Raw genomic sequence first — 22,411 nt, forward strand, 5'->3', positions numbered from 1 at the left:
CGGTCAGGACTGGTCCGGCAGCCCGTCGAGCACGGCGCGGGTACCGGACAGTCCCAGCCGGGTGGCGCCGGCCTCGATCATGGCCAGCGCCGCCTCGGCGGTGCGGATGCCGCCGCTGGCCTTGACGCCGAGCCGACCTCCGACCGTCTCGGCCATCAGGCGCACCGCCTCGACGCTCGCACCGCCCGCGGGGTGGAATCCGGTGGACGTCTTGACGAAGTCGGCGCCCGCCATCTGGGCGGCCCGGCAGCTTTCGACGATCGCCTCGTCCGACAGGGCGGCCGACTCGATGATCACCTTCAGCACGGGTCCCGGGCCGATCGCCTCACGAACGGTGAGGATGTCCGCGAGGACCGCGTTGTACTCGCCGGCGACGGCGGCCCCGATGTCGATCACCATGTCGACCTCTGCGGCGCCCTGTTCGACCGCGAGGCGCGCCTCGGCGCCCTTGACCAGCGAATGATGCTTACCGGAAGGGAATCCGACGACGGTCGCGACCGCCGGTCCACCCGCGCCCTCGGTCCGCAGCGGCAGCATCGACGGCGACACACACACCGCGTACGCGCCCAGTTCGCGGGCTTCCGCGACCAGCGCCCGGACATCGGCGTCGGACGCCTCCGGTTTGAGCAGCGTGTGGTCGACCATGGCGGCGACTCGGGACCGGCTGAGCGCGATGTCGGACATGCCTCGAAGCTTGGCACAGCTCGTTAGCATCGGTCGTATGGCAGGCACGCACGCCGAGGAGATAGCCGCGACGTTCGACGCGGCCGCCGCCGACTTCGACCTGGTGGCCCCCGATGTGTGGGGTCCGGCGGGGCAGGCGCTGGTGTTCCAGGCCCGACTGAGTCCGGGTGACACGGTCCTCGACGTCGGTAGCGGCACCGGTGCCTCCGCGCTGCCCGCGGCCCTCGCCGTCGGCCCCACCGGGCTGGTCCACGCGGTCGACCTCTCCGACGAGATGCTCGAGCGCGGCCGGGTGAAGGCGTCGGACCGGGCGCTGCTCAACATCGAGTTCGTGTGCGCCGACGCCACCACGTGGGAGCCGCCGAGCACCGTCCCCGACGTCGGCTACGACGCCCTGCTCAGCTCGTACGCGGTGTTCTTCCTGCCCGAGATGGATCAGGCGTTCGCACGGCTGTGCGGTCTGGTGCGTCCCGGGGGCACCGTCGGCGTCACGGCCTGGCAGGACACCGCGCTGCGCGAGTACGCGACGACGTTCCTCGACGCGCTCGGACGGCACCTGCCCGAGCCGCTCCCCGACCGCACCACCGAGATGGAGCCGGCGCAGCGGATCGACAGCACCGACAAGCTGGGCGCGTGGCTCACCGACGCCGGAACCGAGGCGGTCGAGGTGCGCGCACTGTCGAACCTGATCCCGGCGACCGAGGAGTTCTGTTGGAACTTCGTGCTGGGCAGCGGGTTACGCGCAACGCTCACCGGCCTGGCGCCCGACGTGGTCGACCGGGTGCGACGCGAGTTCATGAACCTGATCACCGACCGCGAACTGCACACCGTGGACGCCACGACGCTGGTCGGTACGGCGAAGGTCGTCGGGTTTCCCTGACCTGAGAGACTGGGCCCATGAGTTCAGCTGCCTCGACCGACGACCGTCGTTACGTCTTGTCTCTGGGTTGCCCCGACCGCACCGGCATCGTGGCCCGCATCTCCGCGTTCCTCGCCGAGATCGGCGGCTGGATCGTCGAGGCCGCATACCACGCGGACGCCGATACCGGTTGGTTCTTCACCCGGCAGGCGGTGCGTGCGTCGTCGATCAGCCTGAGCCTCGAGGAGATGCGCGAGAAGTTCGCGGCGGTGGCCGCCGAGCTGGGTCCCGAGACCGAGTGGACGCTCACCGACACCGGCGAGCGCAAGCGCGTCGTGCTGCTGGTCAGCAAGGAGGGCCACTGCCTGCACGACATCCTCGGCCGCGTCGCCGCCGGTGAGCTGCAGTGCGAGATCGCTGCTGTGATCGGCAACCACCCGGACCTCGAGCGGGTCACCAAGCGCCACGGCGTCGACTTCCACTACGTGTCGTTCCCGAAGGATCCGGCCGAGCGCGGTCCCGCGTTCGAGCAGGTGCGCAAGCTGGTCGACGAGCACGACCCGCACGCGGTGGTGTTGGCCCGATTCATGCAGGTGCTGCCCGCGGAGCTGTGCGAGCACTGGGCCGGCCGCGCGATCAACATCCATCACAGCTTCCTGCCGTCGTTCGTCGGCGCCCGCCCGTACCACCAGGCGTTCACGCGCGGCGTCAAGCTGATCGGCGCCACGTGCCACTACGTGACGGCAGAGCTCGACGCCGGCCCGATCATCGAGCAGGACGTCATCCGCGTCGATCACACCGACGAGGTGGCGGACATGGTGCGTCAGGGCCGCGACATCGAGAAGCTGGTCCTCGCCCGCGGCCTGCGGTGGCACCTGGAGGACCGCGTCCAGGTGCACGGCCGCAAGACCGTCGTCTTCAGCTGACGGACGTCGGTTGACGCCGCAGTCAGTTCGAGCTGCGCAGGCGCTCGACCTCGGCGTTGAAGTCGGCGACGGCCTCGACCGACGTCATGTGACCGATGCCCTCGAGCACGATCAGCCGGTCGAGGTGCTCGGCGTCGTCGAGGGCCTGCGCCAGGCGGCGGGCGTGTGACGGCGGTGTGAGCCGGTCCGCGGTGCCGACCATGACCGTGGTCGGCACCGTCAGGTTCTTCAGGCCGTCCTTGATGTCGAGGGTGCTCAGCGCCGCGCCCCATCCACCGCGGGTGCGGGGATGACACCCGGTGACGATGCGTTCGCAGAACGCCACCTCGGCGGGTGTCGCGCCGGGCGCCATCGCGACGTACTTGATCGCGCGCGTGGTCATCGGGGACGCCGGCATCGGCATGGCCGATCCGAGGACCGCCCGGCCCACGGGCACCGGCATCCGCGGAAAGCGTTGCGGCAGTGGGATGACCGTGGTCTCGGCGACCAGGCTGTCGGTGCCGGTGCTGGCCAGCAGCACGGAACTGGCGTACCGATCCACCTGCTCGGGGTACTTGCCGGCCCATGCGACGATGCTCATGCCACCCATGCTGTGCCCGACGATCTCGGCCTTGCGTCCGTCGCGCACCGTGGCGGCGAGGACGGCGGCCAGGTCGTCGGCGAGGACGTCGGGGCTCAGCGGAATCCGACCGATGTCACTGCGGCCGTGACCGCGCTGGTCGTAGGCGATGACGCGGTACTTCTCGGCCAGCGCGTTGATCTGCGGATTCCAGAAGTCGGACGAACACGTCCAGCCGTGGCTGAGCACGATCGGATCGGCGTCGGGCGATCCGTAGGCCCGCACGTGCAGCTCGGTGCCGTCGGCACTGGTGACCGGGATGATCTCCGGTTCGATCCCCGGAGTGGCGAACAGCGCTGCCTCGTCTCCGGGATCTGCCGTCGCCGACGCGTTCCGCGCCCGCGCCGCAACCACGGCACCACCCGCGAGTGCTACCGCTCCCACGGCACCGATCGACGTCCACAGCGCCTTGTGCGACTTCCGTGCAGCCACTTCCACTCCCCTGTTCCTCTAGCCGGCGCGCGTCGAGTCCGACTCGGGCGCAACCTGTTCGAGCTGACTCGCGGCTTTCGCGAGCGCCTTCGAGATCTGTTCCTCCATCGCCTCGGCGAACAGCGCGTGCACCGCGTCGTGCGCGAGCGGGCGCACCTGGTTCACCAGGGCCGCAACCTCCGAGACCGTTGCCGGGTCGAGGTCGAGCGTGCCGCCCTCGGGGGCGAGGTACCGGTCGGAGACCAGTTCGACGAACCGGGCCGCGACATCACCGAGATCGCGGCGGACCGCCTCGGTCTGCTCGAGAATGTCGGCGAGTGGGACCCCGGCGTCGACGAGGACCTGGGCGGCCTCCATGAGCCGCGGGTTGGCGACGGAGTAGTCCTTGCCGGCCTTCGCGAGGACACCCAACTGGGTGCCGAGCGCGATGTTGGCCTCGGTGGTCTGCTCGCCGAACATCCGGCGCAGTTCCGACATCGTCAGTTTCGCGGCTCGACGGTACTTCTTCCACCGTCCGCCCGGGTCGTCGGTCTCGAGAACGTCGCGGACCTGCAGTCCGTACTGGGCGGCGGTGAGCAGTTCGCTGATGGTGGCGAACGTGTATCCACGGTCGAGCATCCGGCTGATGAGATTGAGCCGCGCCAGGTGCGACTCGTTGTACCAACCGGCGCGCCCCTCCTTGCGCGGCGGCGGCAGCAGACCACGATCCTGGTAGACCCGCACATTCCGCACGCTGACACCGGCCTCGCGAGCGAGGTCGTCGATGCGGTATTCCTTCATGTTCCGCCTTCCCCACTGGGACCGCGACGGCGTCAGCGGTTCCGGCGCGGTCGACGGTGTGGGAAATTCTATCGCGGTGAGCGTGGGCACTAGATGACGTGCGCCCGGCGCAGCAGCGCCTTCGACGGTCCGCCGATCAGCCCGCACTCGTCGAGGAACTCGACGGTCTTGCGGGAACCCTCGCGGATCATCTCGTGGTAGTGCGCGTTGTTCCTCGCCGCCAGCTCGGCTTCGTCGACGTCGAGTCCGGCCGCCGCGTAGACCTGCTCGTTCACGAGGCACGTGACGATGAAGTACGCGGTGACACCCAGCACCAGACGCTGATAGGCGCGCTTGGGACGCGACAACGTCCTGACTCGTCGGACGGTCTCCTCGCGCGCGAACTTGATGTGCCGGGCCTCCTCGAGCACATGAATCTTGCTCACGGTCCGCGTGATCGGCTGCACCCGCTCGTCCTTCATGAAGTCGCGCTGCATCATGTCGAGGATCTCCTCGGCGAACAGCGTGCCGCCGTAGGCGAGTGATCCCGAGGCCGTCGACTTGAACAGCCGGGCGGAGTTGAGGATCCACCGCTTCGGCCGGTACGACGGGATACCGAAACGCTGCGCCGAGCGCGCGAACATCGTGGAGTGGCGGCACTCGTCGGCGATCTCGTTGAGCGCGAACTGCACGTGCGGGGTGGACGGATCGTGCGAGTAGATGTCACGCAGCAGCATCTGCATGAGGATCATCTCGAACCAGATCCCGGTGCCGGCGACGCTCGCCGCCTCGTGCTGGGTGAGGGTGATCCGCTGCTCCTCGGTCATCCGCTCCCACAATTCGGTGCCGTACAGGCTGCACCACTCGGGGGTCATGCCGTAGAGATCCTCGGGGACGGGCGCTTGCCAGTCGACCTCGACGAGCGGATCGTACGACTTGCGCGCGGCCGACGCGAGCAGTCGCGCCGCGGTGTCCTGCCGATCCCCCACCCGCATGTGACGAGACTGCCGGGCTTCGGTGGACTCCCGGTGATGAGTGATCGACATCGTCAACTCCTGCTCGGGCCGGCGTTCGCACTCGTCGCGTTCACGCAGGTCATACGCTGGGAAAAGAGGCGGGACACGCCCGCATCCGGGCACGAATCGACGATAACACTGTCACAATGAGCATTGTCAAGGTTTATCTGTAACTTATCGTCAACAGATGGTTGGAGCGGGAGCGGACGGCTACCAGCGAGGTCCACGCTGGATGTCGTCGACCCGCGGGCGGACGTCGACGAGGTACACGCAGATGGCGACCACTCCGATGAGTCCGAGCATGTTGACCGGGCCGAACAGGAACACCACGAGCAGGGCGGCCACCAGGATGCCGAGCCAGATCGGCTTACTCAACTTGTCCACCGCAGTGAACGCGTCCTTGCGCTGCCGCGCCGCATGAAAAATCGCGAAAGCAGCCCCGGCCAAGGCAACCAGCTTCAGCGCGAACAGGATCAGCCCGATGAGACCGCCAGCGATAGTCACGATTCCATTCTACGGAGCCGTCGCCGCGCCGTCCTCCGCACCGTGAGGTACGAAATCGCGGGAGACGGCCGGCCGATGACGAAGGCGCCCGCCGGATGCTGTGGCACATGACACACTGATGGGTACCGGCGCGACCAACAGGATCGGCAGGCGTCATGGCACCCACTCCACGCAGCGCGGCCACCGACAACTCCGCACAGACCTTCGACGCGGACGCCTGCGTCGTCGGGGCGGGTCCCGCGGGCCTGGCCGCAGGCAAGGCGATGGCCGACCGAGGCATCACATTCGACTGGTTCGAGAAGGGGTCGATGGTCGGCGGCCTGTGGCGCATCGACAACGACAACGACGGCTCGGCGGCGTACGAGACCCTGCACCTCAACAGTTCGCGGCCGCTGACCCAGTACCCGTCGTACCCGATGCCCGAGCACTGGCCCGACTTCCCGCACCACACCCTGATGGCGCAGTACTTCCAGAAGTTCGCCGAGGACAACGGACTCGTGGAGCGCATCACGTTCCGATCGCCGGTGACGCGGATCGAACCGCTGCCCGGTGACGGACTCCCTGGCCGTCAGGGGTGGGCGGTCACGACCGACGGCGGTCGGACCCGCACCTACCGCTCCGTGTTGGTGGCGACCGGACACCACGGTGTGCCCAAGCAACCGCAGTTCGCCGGCTCGTTCTCGGGCCGGTCCCTGCACGCGCACGAGTACGTGGAACCGTCGATGTTCGAGGGCAGGGACGTCCTCGTCGTCGGCGTCGGCAACTCAGGGATGGACATCTCGTGCGAGGCGTCGCGGGTGGCCCGCAACGTGTACCTGTCGACGCGGCACGGGGTTCATGTGATCCCGAAGTACGCCTTCGGTCGGCCCATCGACCAGTTCACGTCCCCGCTCTTCGCGTACATCCCCTTTCCCGTGGAACGCAAGCTCTACGAGATGCTCATCCGGCTCAGCACCGGCCGGCCGCAGGACCGCGGGCTCCCGAAGCCGGACCACCGGCTACTGAGCGCGCACCCCACGGTGTCCTCGGAGCTGTACGACCGGGTCGGGCACGGCGACATCACGATCAAGCCCGACGTCGACCGTCTCGACGGCGACAGCGTTCGTTTCGTCGACGGCAGTCGCGAGCACGTCGACGTCGTCGTGTACGCGACCGGTTACCGGGTGTCGTTGCCGTTCCTCGCCCCGGACGTGTACGACCCCGCCGGAAACTCGATGCCGCTGTATCAACGGGTGCTGACGCCGGATCGGCCCGGCCTGTTCTTCATCGGCTTCATCCAGACGGTGGGATCGAACATTTCGCTGGTAGAGCTCCAGTCGGACTGGGTGGGCGATCTGATCACGGGAGCCTCGCAGCTCCCGTCCGACGCCGAGATGCGGGACTGGATCGCTACCGATCAGGCCGCGCTCGCGCACCGATACGTCCGGTCCGAGCGCCACACGATGCAGGTCGATTTCTGGCGCTATCGGCGCGCGCTGAAGGAAGCCCGGTCCCGGAAGAAGAACCCGACGCTGGTCGAACGTCTCACCCGCCCGCTCCTCGGCCTGCGTTGACGACGAACCCGGGGCGCCTCGACAGAGGCGCCCCGGGTTCGTTGCGAGAGTCCGGAGGGCGCGACGACCCCCGGAGAAATATCAGTCCGTGGTCTTCTTCGTCGGAGCCTTCTTGGCGGCCGGGGCCTTCTTCGCGGCGGCAGCCGGGGTGGTCTTGGCAGGGGCAGGCTTGGGAGCCGCAGCCTTGGCCGGCGCAGCCTTCTTCGCCGCGGGTGCGGGCGTGGCCTTCTTCGCGGGGGCCGGGGTGGCCTTCGGTGCTGCGGCCTCGACCCGCCCGGCGGCAGCCTCCGACGTGGCCTCCGCACGCTCACCGGCGCCCACGACGCGGCTGGCGACCGAGTCGCCGGTCTCGGACAGGCGTTCCGCGACGCTGTCGCTGGTCTCCGACAGCACCACGGCAGCCTCGTCGGCGGCGTCGCTGATGCGGCCGGCCGCGCGACCGGCGAGCTTGGCGGCCTGCTCTCCGAGTTCGCGGGTCTGACGAGCCACGGTGCCGAGTGCTTCCTCGGTCAGTTCGACGGCGTCGCCGAAGACGGCCTCGGCGCGCCCCAGCTGCTCCTCGACGGCCGGCTGCTTGCGGATGCGGTCGACAGTCTCCTCGCCGCGCTCGGCCAGGGAGACGTATAGGTCGGACGCCACCTTCAGGTACGCCTCGGCGACCTTGCGCAGCTCGTCGGCGGTGAAGCGCTCGCGCAGCTCGGCGAGCTCCTCGGGCAGCTCGGACGGCAGCGCGGCGAGCCGCTCGCGCAGCTGCTCGACGCCCTCGGACACCTCGCCGGGCAGGTTGGCCCAGCGCTCGCGGGCCTCCTCGATGCGCTCGGACATGTCGGTGTTGGTGTTCTCGGCGCGCGAGCGCACCTGGGACACGACGTCGGCGACGGCCTGGACCACGAGGTCACCGGTACCGACGGCGGCGTAGAACGGGGTCTTCACGTTTTCGATGATCTTCGGATCAGTCATTCTCGGATCTCCTGTCGAGTGGATCTGCGATCTCGTGCTCTTCGTCGTCCGAGTCGGCCACACCCCCCGGAGCCTGATCGGCGGATTCGGACTGTTTCGGGTCGTTCTCGCGACAGAACGACTCGTAGATCTCGAGGAGCACCTGCTTCTGCCGCTCGGTGATGGCACCGTCGGCCAGTAGCGCGTCCCGGACCGGGCTGTGTGGGCGTTGTTCGAGGAATCCGGCCTGCATGTACAGGACCTCGGACGACACCCGCAAACCCTTCGCGATCTGAGCGAGGACGTCGGCGGACGGCTTTCGCAGTCCGCGTTCGATCTGACTCAGATAGGGATTGCTGACGCCGGCGAGTTGTGCGAGCTGACGTAAGGACACCTGCGCCGCTTCCCGCTGTGAACGGATGAAGCTGCCGATGTCCTGAGCAGCGTTGCTCACGACTCGCGCGGCACCACTCATGTCGTCGGGCTCGTCGGCCATCAGTACTCCCTGTTCTGTGCGCAAACCCCACGGTAGAACAGGGTGCTAACAATTGCAAGCACTTTGCTAGCACTTGCCTCGAGGTGTGCCGGAGAGCGGCCCCGATCAGCCGAACATGAGCTGCGAGATCGTGTAGATCGCCAGGCCCGCGAGGGCACCGACCACGGTGCCGTTGATGCGGATGAACTGCAGATCCCGACCGACCTGCAGCTCGATCTTGCGGCTCGCCTCCTCGGCATCCCACCGCTGCACGGTCTCGGTGATGATCGCGGTGATCTCGTCGGTGTAGTTCTCGGCGACGTACCGGGTGCCGGAGAGCAACCAGCCGTCGACCTTGGCGCGCAGCGTGGCGTCGTCCCGGAGGCGCTCACCCAGGCTCGCGACGTTCTCGGCGACCTTGCGGCGCAGCGTGCTGTCGGGGTCGTCGACGGATTCCATGATGAGCCGCTTGGCGACCCGCCATGTCGCGGCGGCGAGTCCGGTGATCTCCTCGCGGCCCATGATCTCGGCCTTGATCGACTCGGCCTTCGCGATCGTGGCCGGGTCGTTCTGGAGGTCGTCCGCGAAGTCGATCAGGAAGCGGTTGGCCGCCAGCCGCACCTCGTGTTCGGGGTTGGACCGGACCTTCCACGTGAACTCGACGAGCTCGCGGTAGATCTTCTCGCCGAGCATCGCGTCGACGAACTTGGGCGACCACGACGGCGAATCCCGGCTGATGATGCGGTCGATCGTCTCCTGGCTGTTCAACGCCCACTGGTGCGCGCGCTCGGCCAGCAGGTCCAGCAGCGGCATCTGCCGGTTCTCGCGCAGCAGCTCGGCGAGGACCTTGCCGATCGGCGGCCCCCAGTCGGGCTCGGCGATCCGTCGGACGATGGTGTTGTCGATGATCGCGGTGACGTCGTCGTCGTTGAGGACCTCGACCACGCCGCGCAGCAGGGTCGCGGTTTCGGCCGCGACGCGCTGTGCGTGCGCGGGCTCGGCCATCCACGTGCCGACCCGCAGCGGGATCTGCGCGTTCTCGACCTTCGCCGACACCACCTCGGGGGCCAGGAAGTTGTCGCCGACGAAGTTGCTGAGGCTCTCCCCCAGCTGATCCTTCTTCCGTTTGATGATCGCGGTGTGCGGGATCTTCAGCCCCAGCGGATGCCGGAACAGCGCGGTCACCGCGAACCAGTCGGCGAGCGCGCCGACCATACCGGCCTCGGACGCCGCCCTGACGTACCCGACCCACGCGCCCGCACCGCGGGACTCCTGCCATCGGCAGAAGAGGTAGACGACGGTCGCGAACACCAGGAATCCGGTCGCGATCGCCTTCATCTTCCGGAGGTCGCGACGTTTGGCGTCGTCGTCGAAGACGCCGGCGAACGTGGACGCGGATGACGGCACCGGCCGCGGCCGCTTCTCGGACGGAAGCGGGGCCGGGGGCGACTGCACGGGCTGCACGGGCTGCACACTCGTCATTGTGCCGAAATCCGTGATCACACCGCGGAGATAGACGTCACTCCTACCTGTCGGCACATTAAGCTGACCTTCTGGATCAACCCCGAACGGATGTGGCGAAACCCAGTGCCGAAGCAAACCGCAGATCTACAGACAACCGAATCCGAGACGACCGGCAAGAGCGAGAAGCCCGACGGGCGCAAGCGTCGTTGGCGCGAACACAAGATCGCGCGCCGCGAGGAACTCGTGGACGGCACGATCGCGGCCATCCGCTCCCGGGGCCGCGACATCGGCATGGACGACATCGCGTCGGAGATCGGCGTCTCCAAGACGGTGCTGTACCGCTACTTCACCGACAAGAACGACCTCACCAGCGCGACCATGATGCGATACGTCGAGACGATTCTCGCGCCGCGCATGTACGAGGCGATCGGCGAGGATCTCGACGAGTACGACCTCACTCGTGTCGCGATCTCGGCCTACGTCGAGACGGTCGCGGCGGACCCGGACGTCTATCTGTACGTGATGGCCAACAGCTCGGGGCCCAATCGCGATGTGGTCGCCGACTCCGAGCGGATGATCGCGGAGCTGCTCGCGACGGTGCTCGGCGAGCGGCTGCGGAGCATGGACATGGACTCCGGCGGATCCGTGCCGTGGGCGTACGGCGTGGTGGGTGCGGTCCAGCTGGCGACGCACTGGTGGATCTCGAACAAGTCGATGTCGACGGACGACCTCATCGACTACCTGGTGATGATGACGTGGGGCGGCATCGCGGGCATCGCGGCGTCCAACGGGTCGCCGGCGCGGTTCAAGTCGGTGCCGCATCCGCTACGCGAGAAGCCGGACCAGACCGACTGATCAGATCTTGTGTTACCGCCGGTAACAAGTATTCTGGCGGTGTGACCGACTTCACCGACCCGCGCGACGAGCACCACGACGACGAACCGGCCGGCTACCGGGGCCCCGCCCAGGTCACCGTCGGCGGGCATCGTCCCGTCATCGTCGACGTCGAACTCTCGGGCAACTTCGAGCCCATCAGCGGTCGGTTCGTGTGGCGCGGGCGCGTCCGCGAACTGACGGCCGCGCTCGGTGGCGACGTCGCCGTGCCCGCCGGGACGGAATTGACGATCGGCACCGCGGAGGGCACCGGCGTGGCCGCGGTCAGCGACCTGGACCTGTGGGGCAGCCACATGGTCGACGGGCTGACCCGGCCCCCTTTCCCCGTCATGGAGGACACCGAGGGGCTGCTCTAGTGTGACCTGTTGCACGCAGGCACAGCACCCGCCGAGGCACCCCTTCCGCCGTCGCTTCTCGCATCCGGAGGTCTTCGTTGGCCGACAAGGTTCCCACGTCCCGCCTCGTGCGGGGATCGAAGTTAGGCCAGGTCGCCGCCGGTCGCGCCATCCGTAGCGCCGGCACCCGGGTGTCGATGGTCGGCCGGTCCGAGGAGGTCCGCGCGCGCCTGGCGGAGAAGTCCGCGATCGCCGCCGCCGACCAGCTCGTCACGGTCCTCGGGAGCATGAAGGGCGTGGCGATGAAGCTGGGACAGATGCTGTCGATCCTCGATCTCGACCTCGTTCCCGAGGAGCACCGGGAGGAGTTCCAGCGCAAGCTCGCGGCACTGCGGGATCAGGCGCCGACGACGTCGTTCGAGACGATGCGCGATGTGATCGAGGCCGACTACGGACGCCCCCTCGGCGACGTCTTCGCGGAGTTCGACCCCGAGGCGGTGGCCGCCGCGTCGATCGGTCAGGTCTACCGGGCCCGGCTGCACGACGGCCGCGACGTCGCGGTCAAGGTGCAGTACCCGGGCATCGACGCCGCGATCCGCGCCGACATGAAGAACCTCACGATGTTCCTCAAGATCTGGAAGTCGACGGTTCCGACGTTGTCGACGCCCGCGCTGCTGAACGAGTTGCGCCTCAATTTCGAGGGCGAGCTGGACTACGAGCGCGAGGCACTCACCCAGCGCAAGATCGCGCAGTTGTACGCGAACCACCCCTTCATCGCGGTCCCGGACAGCATTCCGGAGCTGAGCACCCACCGCGTGCTGGTGAGCGAGTTCTTCGGCGGCACCGGTTTCGCCGGCATCCGCGAACTCCCCCAGCGGGAGCGAAACCGGATCGGCGAGATCATCTTTCGCTTCTACATCGGTTCGCTGTACCGCTATCACGAGTTCTGCGGAGACCCGCATCCCGGAAACGTGCTGCTCGGGGACGACGGCCGTGTGGGGTTCGTGGACTTCGGACTGTTCAACAGCATGGACGCCGAGCACGTCGAGTTCGAGAAGAGCTGCCTGCGCGCGGCGACCGAGGGCCGCAAGGACGACCTGCACGCGCTGATGGTGCAGCGCGGTGTCATCTCTCCTGCGGCGGAGGTGACGCCGGACGAGTGCCTCGACTACGTCTACGCCGCCGCGGAATGGAACCTGGTGGACGCCGACATCGCGATCACCCCGGAAATGGCGAGCACGGGCTTCCTGCTGGCGATCGACCCGCGCGCGTCGGAGTTCTCGGGCATGAAGACCCAGAGCCTGCCTCCCGAGCATCTGTTCTCGAGGCGGGCCGATTTCCTCACGTTCGGGGTTCTGGGCCAACTCGACGCGAGCGCCAACTGGCACCGCATCGGCCGGGAGTGGGTGTACGACGATCCGGCGGCCACCGAACTCGGTGCGGCCGAGGAGCAGTGGAGACTCACCCTCTGACGCGTCCCGGCGGACGAACGTAGCACGAACGGAAGATTGCCTTCCTGTGAAGTCCGTCCACCGCTGCTCCGCGGCCCCACGGCGTCCACTAGCGTGACCAGTCGCTCGCAGCCGGACACACGGGAGGCCCAATGCTGCAACACATGTCGGGTGGCGTGGAGACGCCGCAGAGTCCCACCCTCGCACGGATCCGGGCAGGTCTGACGACCCTCGGCCCGCGCGAGCAACTCGTGGCCCGGGCGATCCTGTCCCGACCGCAGGCCGTGGTGGACATGTCGACAGCCGAGTTGGCCGCGCTGTCGGGGACGTCGCCGGCGACGGTGATCCGCGGGTGTCAGCGTCTGGGGTTCCGCGGATTCCAGCACCTGCGCCTCGAACTGGCGCGGGTGTCGTCCAGCGAGTCGGGGACTCCGTCGACACCGTTGGACGAGGCCTTCTCGGCGGCGAGCGACGCTCTGGTGGCAACTCGCGCGAACGTCGACGGCGACGCCTTCGACCGGGCCGTCACGTCGCTGATTCGCGCCGACCGGGTTCTCATGCTCGGAAACGGGTTCTCCTCCCCTCCCATCCAGGACGCGGCACTGCGCTTCGTCACCGCGGGTCGCAGTGTCGAGGCACCCGTCGACATTCTGGCCCAACAGTTCTCGGCTCGACTCCTCGCGGCCGGTGACACCTGCCTCGCGGTGAGCTACTCCGGCGCGAACACGCACACGCTGCGGGCCTGCACGGCGGCAGCCGACCGCGGCGCGACGGTGATCGCGGTGACCAGCTACGCGCATTCCCCCTTGACACGTCTCGCCGACCCCGTCCTATGGGCCGGAGCCGGTCTGCGCGAGAACGACGCCGATTCGTTCGCCAGCCGGATCAGCCAGTCCGTCATCCTGTACGCGCTGCACCGCGCGATCCTGTGCCACCCCGAGTCGAGGCCACTGGACTCCGCGGCGCGTGAGGTGGTCGCCGACGCACTGAGCGAAGATCTGCCGTCGGCGTGACGGGGGCCGCGGCCCATTGTTAATCGAGCCGACTCCGTCTCGTCGCACGACGCGCGTCGAGCGTTCAGCCCCGCCGACCAACATCACCTTCCGTGAAACGTCGTTCCAAACCTGTTGGAGCGATGAAAGAGGAAGGGTGGACATTGATTCCGATCGATGCGCCGGGCACGTACAACGTGCGCGACGCCGCTTGCGGCCCGGTGGGATCCGGCAGGCTTTTCCGCTCCGCAGCGCTCGACCGACTCGAGCCGGCCGGCGTGGACGCCCTGCTGTCGACGGGCATCCGCACCGTCGTGGATCTGCGTGACGAATCCGAGAAGAACCCGAGCTCGACCGCACGGTCCTGGAACGTCGTCGGGATCCCGTTGTACGACCCGGCGTTCGGCGCCCCGTCGCACGGGGACATCGATTCGGTGTATCGCGGACTTCTCCACGACCGCGGTCACCGGATCGTCGACGCGCTGCGGGCGATCGCCCAGTCACCCGGGCCCGTTCTGGTCCACTGCACGGCCGGCAAGGATCGCACCGGTCTGGTGGTGGCCGTCGCTCTCACCGCGGTCGGCTCACCCGAGGCGGACGTCCTCGCCGATTACGCGTTGTCCGGCAACCAGGTTCGTCCGCACCGCGAGAAGGCCGCGCGGCAGTTGCTGGCGCAGCGGGAACTCGACGAGCACGAACGGCAGCAGAGCCTGGAACTGCATCTCGAGTCACCTGCCCCCGCACTCGAACGCGCGCTGGCCGAACTCCGCGACGTGTACGGCTCGGTGGACGACTACCTGCGCGCCCACGGCTTCACGGACACCGATCTCGCGGCGCTGCGGGATCGCCTGTGCGGCGGGCAACGGCTGACCGTGCTTCACGTCTCCGACGTACACGCGACCGCGAGCGGTGCGCTGTACCGGCGCGTCGACGGCACCGACCGTCTCCGGCAGGTGACGGACACCGTCCTGGGCTCGGCTCTTCGGCCCGACGCGGTCGTGATCACCGGAGATCTCTGTCAGTCAGGAGAATTCGACGCCTATCCACGACTGGCCGAGGCCGTCGAGGACATGCGCGCACGACTCGGCTGCCCGGTCCTGCCGGTACCCGGAAACCACGATCACCCCGATCTGTTCGCAGCCACGTTCGGCGCCGACCGCGTCGTCGAGGCCCGCGGATATCGAATCGTGGGTCTCGACACCAGCACCGGGTCGCTTCCGGACAGCGAGATCGACTGGCTCGTCGCCACTCTCGCTGAACCCACTGCCGCGGGGACGGTCCTCGCGATGCACCATCCCCCGATCCGGGCCGCCGCGGCCGCGCTCGTGGGCCGCGAACTCGCCGCACCCGAGCGACTCGCATGCGCCCTGCGCGGCACCGACGTCCGGGTGATCCTCGCCGGGCACTTCCACCACCCGATGAGCGGGGCCCTCGGCGACATCCCGGTCTGGGTGGGAGGTTCCCTGGCCTACCTGCAGGACACCGGCGCCAGCGCAGGCACGGTGGTCGGCCTGGACTCGCCGTCGTTCTCGGTTCTGCGTCTCGACGACCAGGGTTCGAGTTGCGTGCCGATTCCCCTGACCGACCCGGACGTGCTGTTCCGGGCCGCACCCGGAACGACCGTCGTCCCCGAGCGTCGCCGTCGCCCCGTTCCCGCTGCACTGCCCTACGACCCACCGTTCCAGAAACAGCCGATCAGGAGTTCGAAATGACCCGTCTTCGTAAAGTTCTCGCCGGCGTCGCCCTCGGTGCGACCGTCGCCTCCGTCGCCGCCTGCTCGGAGCCCGAGGCGCCCGCCGCCGCGCCGTCCGAGTCCGGTTCGGGCAGTGGATCGCTCACTGTCTACACTTCCGAGCCTCAGGCCAAGATCGACGCGATCGCCGCGGCGTTCGAAGAGGAGAACCCGGGCATCGACGTCCAGATCTACCGCGCCGGGACGGGCGACCTGAACGCCCGGATCTCGTCCGAACGCGCCACCGGCAAGATCGGCGCGGACGTGCTCCTCGCCGCCGACGCCCCCACCTTCGAGGGGTTCAAGAAGGACGACCTTCTGCTGCAGTACACACCGGCGGACGCGTCGTCGCTCGACCCGAACGTCGTCGATCCCGACGGCTTCTACGTGGGTACCCGCATCATTCCGACGGTGATCGCGTACAACACCGGTGCGGTGTCCGCCCCACCCACCTCGTGGAAGGAGCTGGCCGATCCGCAGTACGCCGGCAAGATCACTCTCCCCAATCCGGACGTCTCGGGAGCCGCGGCGTTCAACACCGCGGTCTGGATGAGCACCGACTCCCTCGGCGAGGCCTGGATCGAGGGCCTCACCGCCAACGATCCGGTGGTGGCCGAGAGCAACGGCCCGGTGGCTCAGGCCGTCGCGGCCGGCACCCAACCGATCGGTGTCGTCGTCGACTACCTGGTGCGTGAACTCGCGGCGAAGGGCTCCCCCATCGCTGTGTCCTACCCCACCGACGGTGTCCCGTACATCACGCAGCCGGCCGGCATCTTCAAGGACTCCGACAACGCGGCCGCGGCGAAAAAGTTCGTGGACTTCCTGGTCGGCAAGAAGGGCCAGGAACTCGCCGTCTCCCAGCAGTACCTGCCGGTCCGCGGTGACGTCGGCACGCCCGCGAACGCTCCGAGCCTGGACAGCCTCACGCTGCTGACCCCGAACCTGCAGCAGATCACCGAGATCCAGGCCGACGCCGTCAAGAAGTTCAATGCCCTCGTCAAGTAGTTCGACCAATGCCGTTGCCCGGACCCGTCCCGGGCAACGGTTCGATTCGACGACGGTACCGCGGATAGTCCTGTGGCTGTTCGCGGGCGCCCTCATCGTTGCGCCGCTCGTCGCTGTCGTCGCTCTCGGTCTCGGCGGCAACCACGTCGGTGAACTCGTCGACGGCGGCATCGTCACCGCGGCCCGCAACAGTGTCGTTTCCGCCGGCCTCTCTGCGGTGCTCGCCGTGCTGGTCGCGACGGCGATGGCACTGTCGCTGGATCGCACGGACCTGCCCGGCCGCCGGGTGCTGCGCCTGATCCTGTTGAGCCCGTTGCTCATTCCTCCCTTCGTGGGTGCGATCGCGTGGACCGGCCTGTTCGGGCCCAGTGGCACGATCAACAAGTTGTGGACCGGTGCGTTCGGTGGTCCGCTGTGGAACATCTACGGCGGCGACGGGGTGGTGTTCCTGCTGACCGTGCACTCGTATCCCATGGCCTACCTGATCATTTCCGCGGCGCTGCGCAAGGTGCCGGGCGACCTCGAGCAGGCCGCCCGCATCGCCGGCGCCTCGCCGTGGCGGGCAGCGCTCACGGTGACGCTGCCGTTGCTCCGCCCCGCGCTTCTCGCGGCGTTCACCCTCACCGCCGTGTCGAACCTGGCCGATTTCGGCATCCCGGCCCTCGTCGGCCTGCCCGAGCGCTATGTCACCCTCTCGACGATGGTGTACCGCTACATCCAGTCCGGCACCGTCGACAGTCCCCTCGAGGTGGTGTCGACCATCGGGATCGCGCTGCTCGTGCTCGCCGCCGCTGCCGTCTGCATCGACCGCCTGCTCTCGCGGCGCGCGCAACAGCTCGACGGCCCCGTGACCGAGGGACAGTTGCTGCCGTTGGGCGCCGCCCGGATCCCGACCACCGTCGCCGTGTGGGTGGCGGGCCTCGCCCTGACACTGCTGCCGATCGCGGCGCTCGCGACCCAGGCCCTCCTGCCCGCACCGGGAGTCCCACTGACCTGGGACAACCTCACGATCGACAACCTCGTCAACGCCGTCACCGCGCCGGGAACGTTGGTAGGGGTGCAGAACTCGGTGATGCTGGCAGTGGGAGCGGGTGTCGTGTGCGCGGTCGCCGGACTGGCCGTCGGAGTGCTCACGACGCGGACCCGCAACCGGAGCAACGTCGGCCTCGACCTCGTCGTGATGCTGCCGCAGGCTATGCCGGGACTCGTCATCGCGGTCGGCTGGCTGATCATCGGCCGCTACACCGGCCTCTTCGACACCGTCTGGGTGATCCTGTGCGCCTACGTGACAGCGTTCGTCGCGATCGTGGTCCAGGCGGTCCGGGGGCCGTTGACGTCGACCCCCACCGCGCTGGAGGAGGCCGCCCGGATCTCGGGGGCATCCCAGGTGCGGGCGCTGCACGACGTGCCGTGGAAGATGGCGGTGCCGGCCGCGATGACCGGTGGCGTCCTGGTGGCGTTGACCGCGGTCCGTGAACTCACCATGTCGGTCCTGCTCGTCGCGCCAGGAACCCAGACACTCGGAGTGTCGATCTTCAACCTGCAGCAGGCCGGCGACTACAACGCCGCGTCCGCGCTGTCCCTGATCGTGGTGGCCGTCGGTACCGCGGCCCTCGGTATCGCGGCGTCCACCCGCCATTCCCACTGACCCCGACCGACGAAAACGGAGGCCCCACAACCATGTCCGCGATCTCACTGAAGGGCGTCGAACTGGCGTACCCGAACGGCACCGTAGGACTGCGCGGCGTCGACCTCGACGTCGAGGACGGCGAGTTCGTCGCGCTGGTCGGGCCGTCCGGCTCCGGAAAGACCACGCTGTTGCGGACGATCGCCGGATTCCTCCGTCCCACTGCAGGCACGGTGCGATTGGGTTCGCAGGTCGTCGCCGGCGCCGGTCGTTCGGTGCCCCCGGAAGGACGTGGGCTGGGCATGGTCTTCCAGCAGCACGCGATCTGGCCGCACCGCAGCGTCGGCCGCAACGTCTCCTACCCTCTCGAGATGGCCGGCGTGCCGCGGTCCGACCGGTCCCGGAAGGTGGCGGGCGTGCTGGACATGGTGGGACTCTCCGGATACGAGAATCGTAATCCGGCAACACTTTCCGGTGGACAGCGGCAGCGGGTGGCACTCGCGCGGGCGCTGGCGTCCGAGCCTCACGCCCTGCTGCTCGACGAGGCACTGTCGGCGCTGGACGAGCCGCTGCGGGACCGCCTTCGACTGGAGCTGCGGACCCTGACCCGGGCGGCCTCGCTCACGGTCGTGCACGTGACCCACGACCGCGCCGAGGCCCTGGCGCTCGCCGATCGAGTCGTCGTCCTCGACGGTGGCGCCATCGCGCAGGTCGGGACACCCGAGGAGTTGGTCTCGCAGCCGGCCTCGACGTTCGTCGCGCGTTTCCTGTCCGACGCCAACCTCGTCGACGGACGGGTCGGCGACGGATGCTTCGACGCCGACGAGTTCCCGTTCCGGGTGGATCTCACCAGACTCGGGCCCACAACTCCCGGGCGCGGCACCCTTGCCGTCCTACCCGGCGACATCGATCTCACCCCCGCAACCACGGACGGCGCGGGCATCGTGATGTCCTCACTGTTCGGGCGGGACAGCTCCGATGTCATCGTCACCCAGCACGGCAAGGACTTCCGTTGCTCGGTCCGGGGTATCCGGCCGGCGGTGGGCGATCGGGTGTCGCTCGCGGTACGACGCGCGTTGTTCTACCCGGCACCGTCGGAGGTCGACGGCGAGCGCCCCACCGACATGTCGTGCGCCGACGCTCTGAAGGTCTCGGGATGAGCGGCACCGCCGTCGCGCTGGTGCGGCACGGCCGCACGGACTGGAACCGCACCGACAGACTGCAGGGGTCGAGCAATGTCCCACTCGACGATGTCGGCCGGCAGCAGGCACGCTCCGCCGCGCGCGTGCTCGGCGCCGACGGTTGGGGCGCGATACTCGCGTCGCCCCTGCGCCGGGCGGCCGAGACCGCCGCGATCATCGGGCTCGAACTCGGGCTGGGACGGGCCGAAACGAGCGAACTCCTCGTCGAGCGAACCTACGGTCTCGCCGAGGGCCTCACCCGGGAGCAGGCGCTGAGAGCGTGGCCGGACGGCGTGTTCCCCGGCCAGGAGTCGACGGAGTCGCTCACCGCCCGAGGCCTGTCCGCGCTCGACGCGATCGCGCGCACGCAGCGGGGCGAGCCGGTGATCGTCGTTGCGCACGGCGCGCTCATCCGTGCGACGCTCACCGCCCTGATGCCGGCCCCGGCACCGCGGATCCTCAACGGTTCGGTGACCACCCTGGCCCACACCGAGGGCCGATGGGCCGTGCGCGAGATCAACCTCGTCGAAGCGTGAGCCGCACACCCCTGCCTGTGGCACAGTTCGGATTCATGGGAGCGGACTCGCAGAGCGCACTGTGGACCACACCGGCGGCCGAGGCGCTTCGCGCCGGACCGCACACGAAGGTCGCGAAGATCGACGCCAAGACCACCCCGGGCTTCACTGGCAACAAGGCCGACGGCGAGCGGATGCTCGAGGAACGCGGCGCGGCGCTGTCGGCGCTGCAGGAGAAGCTGTACGCCAACGGCCGCTTAGGAGACAAGCGTTCGGTGCTGCTGATCCTGCAGGGCATGGACACCGCGGGCAAGGGCGGCATGGTCCGGCACGTCATCGGCCATGTCGATCCGCAGGGCGTCGACCATGCCGCGTTCGGGGTGCCGACGCCGGAGGAGAAGCGCCACCACTACCTGTGGCGGATCAACAAGGCCCTCCCCCGCGGCGGCCAGTTGGGGGTGTTCGACCGGTCCCACTACGAGGACGTCCTGGTGGTTCGTGTCCACGACCTCGTGCCACCGGAGGTGTGGCGCGGACGCTACGACGAGATCAACCAGTTCGAGCGCGAACTGGTCTACAGCGGCACGACGTTGGTGAAGGTCGCGATGTTCGTCTCGCTCGACGAGCAGAAGGCGCGACTCGCCGAGCGCCTGGAGCGTCGCGACAAGTACTGGAAGTACAACCCGGGCGACGTCACCGAGCGTGCGCTGTGGCCGCAGTACCAGCAGGCATATCAGGCGATGCTGGACAAGACGTCCACCGAGTACGCACCGTGGTACGTCGTGCCATGTGATCGCAAGTGGTACAGCAGAATTGCGGTGACGGAACTGTTGATCGACGCACTGTCCCGGCTCGACCTGGACTGGCCCGAGGCCGAGTTCGACATCGACGTCGAGAAGGAGCGCCTGGCGCGCTCCTGACGACCGTCTACAGCATGTGCGGCGTGCTGTGGTGCACCTTGTGGTCGTGGTGGGTGACCCCGCCGAAGATCAATGCCGATCCGGCCAGGCACAGGAAGCTGACCAGCCCGGCGATCAGGGCCCATCCCGCGAATCCGCCGCCTGCGGCAACGAGGAACAGTCCGAGCGTGGCGATGCCGACCAGGGCCAGTGCGTATCCGGCCCACCCTGCGAAGTCGTTCAGAGTCATTTGATGCTCCCTCCTCGATGTCGGGCTTCGAGGCCTGTGACACGAAACTACGCCGCATCGAGGAGGGGCAACAGGTACGGCAAATATCAGAAAGTGGCCGCGTCGATCACGAACCGGTATCGCACATCGCTGGCGACGACGCGGTCGTAGGCCTCGTTGATCTTCTCGGCCGGGATCACCTCGATCTCCGCACCGATGCCGTGCGCGGCGCAGAAGTCGAGCATCTCCTGCGTCTGCGGGATGCCGCCGACGAGCGAGCCCGCGAGGCTGCGCCGGTTCTTGAGCAGCGAGAATCCGCGGACGCTGATCGGATTCTCGGGCAGCCCCAGCTCGACGAGGGTGCCGTCGACCGCGAGCATCGACAGGTACCGGTCCATGTCGAGGTTCACCGACACGGTGTTGAGGATCAGGTCGAACCGGCCGCGCAGCGTCTTGAAGGTCTCCTTCTCCGCAGTCGCGTAGTAGTGGTCGGCGCCGAAGCGCACGCCGTCGTCCTTCTTGCTCAGCGACTGACTGAGCACGGTCACCTCGGCGCCCATCGCGTGCGCGATCTTGACGCCGATGTGGCCGAGACCGCCCAGGCCGACGATCGCGACCTTCTTACCCGGGCCGGCACCCCAGTGGGCGAGCGGCGAGTACAGCGTGATGCCGGCGCACAGCAGCGGTGCCGCGACATCGAGCGCGAGGCCGTCGGGGATCGACAGAACGAACTCTTCGTTCACGACGACGTGCGTGGAATATCCACCGGCCGTGCGCTTTCCGTCACGACCGACGGTGTTGTAGGTGTCGACGACGCCGTTCTCGCAGTACTGCTCCTCACCGGCCTCACAGCTGGCGCAGGCGCGGCACGAGTCGACGAAGCAGCCGACGCCGACGCGGTCACCGACGGCGTGCCGGGTCACCTCGGATCCGACCTCGGTGACGATGCCGGCGATCTCGTGGCCCGGCACGACGGGATAGCTGGTCGCACCCCACTCGTTGCGCGCGGTGTGGATGTCCGAGTGACAGATACCCGCGTACTTGATCTCGATGAGGACGTCGTGCGGACCGACGTCACGACGTTCGATGGTGGTCTTCTCGAGGGGCGCGTCGGCAGAGTTCGCGGCGTAGGCGGAGACGGTAAGCATGCGTACATGCCTACCCGTCATCGGGGAGTGACACACAACGGGCGCCGCCGGAAATCCACTGACCTGCGCCGATACCCCGGGACCAATTCCACCGAAACGCCCCGCACGCGACTTCCGCCGCTCTAGCATCGCCACAACTGAACAGTTGTCCACATCTTGCCCGAGAGTTTCTC

At 68.3% G+C, this 22,411-nt stretch carries 23 protein-coding genes; 13 read left to right on the forward strand and 10 right to left on the reverse strand.

The features are described from left to right. Nucleotides 1-3: 3 nt before the first annotated feature. Nucleotides 4-684 (reverse strand): deoxyribose-phosphate aldolase, encoded by a 681-nt coding sequence (gene deoC / locus J2X34_RS01630; protein ID WP_429515973.1) that lies wholly within the window; start codon nucleotides 682-684, stop codon nucleotides 4-6. A 37-nt stretch (nucleotides 685-721) separates the two neighbouring features. Here deoC and J2X34_RS01635 point away from each other — a divergent pair, with 37 nt between their 5' ends. Both J2X34_RS01635 and purU read left to right on the forward strand, forming a co-directional pair. Beyond that, the gene (locus J2X34_RS01635) at nucleotides 722-1,564 is read left to right on the forward strand and encodes a class I SAM-dependent methyltransferase (protein ID WP_114718666.1); all 843 of its coding nucleotides are present in this window, start codon (nucleotides 722-724) and stop codon (nucleotides 1,562-1,564) included. 17 nt (nucleotides 1,565-1,581) lie between these two features. Further along, on the forward strand, nucleotides 1,582-2,469 hold the full coding sequence (gene purU / locus J2X34_RS01640) for a formyltetrahydrofolate deformylase (protein WP_114718665.1): 888 nt from the start codon (nucleotides 1,582-1,584) through the stop codon (nucleotides 2,467-2,469). Between the two features lie 22 nt (nucleotides 2,470-2,491). Here purU and J2X34_RS01645 read toward each other — a convergent pair whose 3' ends face one another. The 4 genes from J2X34_RS01645 to J2X34_RS01660 form a co-directional block, all read right to left on the reverse strand. Further along, nucleotides 2,492-3,526 carry an alpha/beta fold hydrolase gene (locus J2X34_RS01645; protein WP_114718664.1) on the reverse strand — a complete coding sequence of 345 codons (1,035 nt, stop codon included), beginning with the start codon at nucleotides 3,524-3,526 and terminating at the stop codon, nucleotides 2,492-2,494. Between the two features lie 12 nt (nucleotides 3,527-3,538). Next, nucleotides 3,539-4,300, reverse strand: a complete 762-nt coding sequence (locus J2X34_RS01650) for a MerR family transcriptional regulator (RefSeq protein WP_114718960.1) — start codon at nucleotides 4,298-4,300, stop codon at nucleotides 3,539-3,541. Nucleotides 4,301-4,389: 89 nt separating this feature from the next. Continuing rightward, nucleotides 4,390-5,325 carry an AurF N-oxygenase family protein gene (locus J2X34_RS01655; protein ID WP_429515974.1) on the reverse strand — a complete coding sequence of 312 codons (936 nt, stop codon included), beginning with the start codon at nucleotides 5,323-5,325 and terminating at the stop codon, nucleotides 4,390-4,392. Nucleotides 5,326-5,505: 180 nt separating this feature from the next. Next, nucleotides 5,506-5,799: a DUF2516 family protein gene (locus J2X34_RS01660; protein WP_114718662.1), complete on the reverse strand. Its 294-nt coding sequence runs from the start codon at nucleotides 5,797-5,799 to the stop codon at nucleotides 5,506-5,508. A gap of 155 nt (nucleotides 5,800-5,954) precedes the next feature. On the opposite strand from J2X34_RS01660, the gene J2X34_RS01665 reads away from it, so the two are divergent. Further along, nucleotides 5,955-7,352, forward strand: coding sequence for a flavin-containing monooxygenase (locus J2X34_RS01665; protein WP_429515975.1), 1,398 nt, complete (start codon nucleotides 5,955-5,957; stop codon nucleotides 7,350-7,352). 81 nt (nucleotides 7,353-7,433) lie between these two features. Here J2X34_RS01665 and J2X34_RS01670 read toward each other — a convergent pair whose 3' ends face one another. From J2X34_RS01670 to J2X34_RS01680, 3 genes are all read right to left on the reverse strand, one after another. Beyond that, nucleotides 7,434-8,312 (reverse strand): heparin-binding hemagglutinin, encoded by an 879-nt coding sequence (locus J2X34_RS01670; protein ID WP_114718660.1) that lies wholly within the window; start codon nucleotides 8,310-8,312, stop codon nucleotides 7,434-7,436. After that, a complete protein-coding gene (locus J2X34_RS01675; RefSeq protein ID WP_254622631.1) occupies nucleotides 8,305-8,787 on the reverse strand; it encodes a helix-turn-helix domain-containing protein in 483 nt (160 codons plus the stop codon). The genes J2X34_RS01670 and J2X34_RS01675 overlap by 8 nt, the downstream gene beginning before the upstream one ends. A gap of 105 nt (nucleotides 8,788-8,892) precedes the next feature. Next, a complete protein-coding gene (locus tag J2X34_RS01680) occupies nucleotides 8,893-10,104 on the reverse strand; it encodes a DUF445 domain-containing protein (protein ID WP_429516172.1) in 1,212 nt (403 codons plus the stop codon). Between the two features lie 234 nt (nucleotides 10,105-10,338). Between J2X34_RS01680 and J2X34_RS01685 the strand changes: the two genes are divergently transcribed. From J2X34_RS01685 to J2X34_RS01730, 10 genes are all read left to right on the forward strand, one after another. Next, nucleotides 10,339-11,085, forward strand: a complete 747-nt coding sequence (locus J2X34_RS01685) for a TetR/AcrR family transcriptional regulator (protein ID WP_114718659.1) — start codon at nucleotides 10,339-10,341, stop codon at nucleotides 11,083-11,085. Between the two features lie 41 nt (nucleotides 11,086-11,126). Beyond that, nucleotides 11,127-11,480, forward strand: a complete 354-nt coding sequence (locus J2X34_RS01690) for a DUF4873 domain-containing protein (RefSeq protein ID WP_114718658.1) — start codon at nucleotides 11,127-11,129, stop codon at nucleotides 11,478-11,480. Nucleotides 11,481-11,557: 77 nt separating this feature from the next. Continuing rightward, nucleotides 11,558-12,931 (forward strand): ABC1 kinase family protein, encoded by a 1,374-nt coding sequence (locus J2X34_RS01695; RefSeq protein WP_429515976.1) that lies wholly within the window; start codon nucleotides 11,558-11,560, stop codon nucleotides 12,929-12,931. A gap of 131 nt (nucleotides 12,932-13,062) precedes the next feature. After that, on the forward strand, nucleotides 13,063-13,923 hold the full coding sequence (locus J2X34_RS01700; protein WP_217487154.1) for a MurR/RpiR family transcriptional regulator: 861 nt from the start codon (nucleotides 13,063-13,065) through the stop codon (nucleotides 13,921-13,923). Nucleotides 13,924-14,045: 122 nt separating this feature from the next. Beyond that, nucleotides 14,046-15,614, forward strand: coding sequence for a tyrosine-protein phosphatase (locus J2X34_RS01705; RefSeq protein WP_429515977.1), 1,569 nt, complete (start codon nucleotides 14,046-14,048; stop codon nucleotides 15,612-15,614). Beyond that, nucleotides 15,611-16,639, forward strand: coding sequence for an ABC transporter substrate-binding protein (locus J2X34_RS01710; RefSeq protein WP_114718655.1), 1,029 nt, complete (start codon nucleotides 15,611-15,613; stop codon nucleotides 16,637-16,639). The genes J2X34_RS01705 and J2X34_RS01710 overlap by 4 nt, the downstream gene beginning before the upstream one ends. Next, nucleotides 16,623-18,287, forward strand: a complete 1,665-nt coding sequence (locus tag J2X34_RS01715) for an ABC transporter permease (RefSeq protein WP_114718654.1) — start codon at nucleotides 16,623-16,625, stop codon at nucleotides 18,285-18,287. The genes J2X34_RS01710 and J2X34_RS01715 overlap by 17 nt, the downstream gene beginning before the upstream one ends. Before the next feature lie 32 nt (nucleotides 18,288-18,319). Further along, a complete protein-coding gene (locus tag J2X34_RS01720) occupies nucleotides 18,320-19,426 on the forward strand; it encodes an ABC transporter ATP-binding protein (RefSeq protein ID WP_174912689.1) in 1,107 nt (368 codons plus the stop codon). Next, nucleotides 19,423-19,983 (forward strand): histidine phosphatase family protein, encoded by a 561-nt coding sequence (locus J2X34_RS01725; RefSeq protein ID WP_174912692.1) that lies wholly within the window; start codon nucleotides 19,423-19,425, stop codon nucleotides 19,981-19,983. Before J2X34_RS01720 ends, J2X34_RS01725 begins: the two co-directional genes overlap by 4 nt. Nucleotides 19,984-20,018: 35 nt before the next feature. After that, nucleotides 20,019-20,882: a polyphosphate kinase 2 family protein gene (locus J2X34_RS01730; protein WP_429516173.1), complete on the forward strand. Its 864-nt coding sequence runs from the start codon at nucleotides 20,019-20,021 to the stop codon at nucleotides 20,880-20,882. A 7-nt stretch (nucleotides 20,883-20,889) separates the two neighbouring features. Here the strand turns inward: J2X34_RS01730 and J2X34_RS01735 are convergent, their stop codons facing one another. Beyond that, nucleotides 20,890-21,111: a hypothetical protein gene (locus J2X34_RS01735; protein WP_114718651.1), complete on the reverse strand. Its 222-nt coding sequence runs from the start codon at nucleotides 21,109-21,111 to the stop codon at nucleotides 20,890-20,892. Between the two features lie 86 nt (nucleotides 21,112-21,197). After that, nucleotides 21,198-22,238, reverse strand: a complete 1,041-nt coding sequence (locus J2X34_RS01740; protein WP_429515978.1) for an NAD(P)-dependent alcohol dehydrogenase — start codon at nucleotides 22,236-22,238, stop codon at nucleotides 21,198-21,200. Between the last annotated feature and the right edge of the window lie 173 nt (nucleotides 22,239-22,411).

Source organism: Rhodococcus sp. BE178, from assembly GCF_050433545.1.
Classification (GTDB): domain Bacteria; phylum Actinomycetota; class Actinomycetes; order Mycobacteriales; family Mycobacteriaceae; genus Prescottella.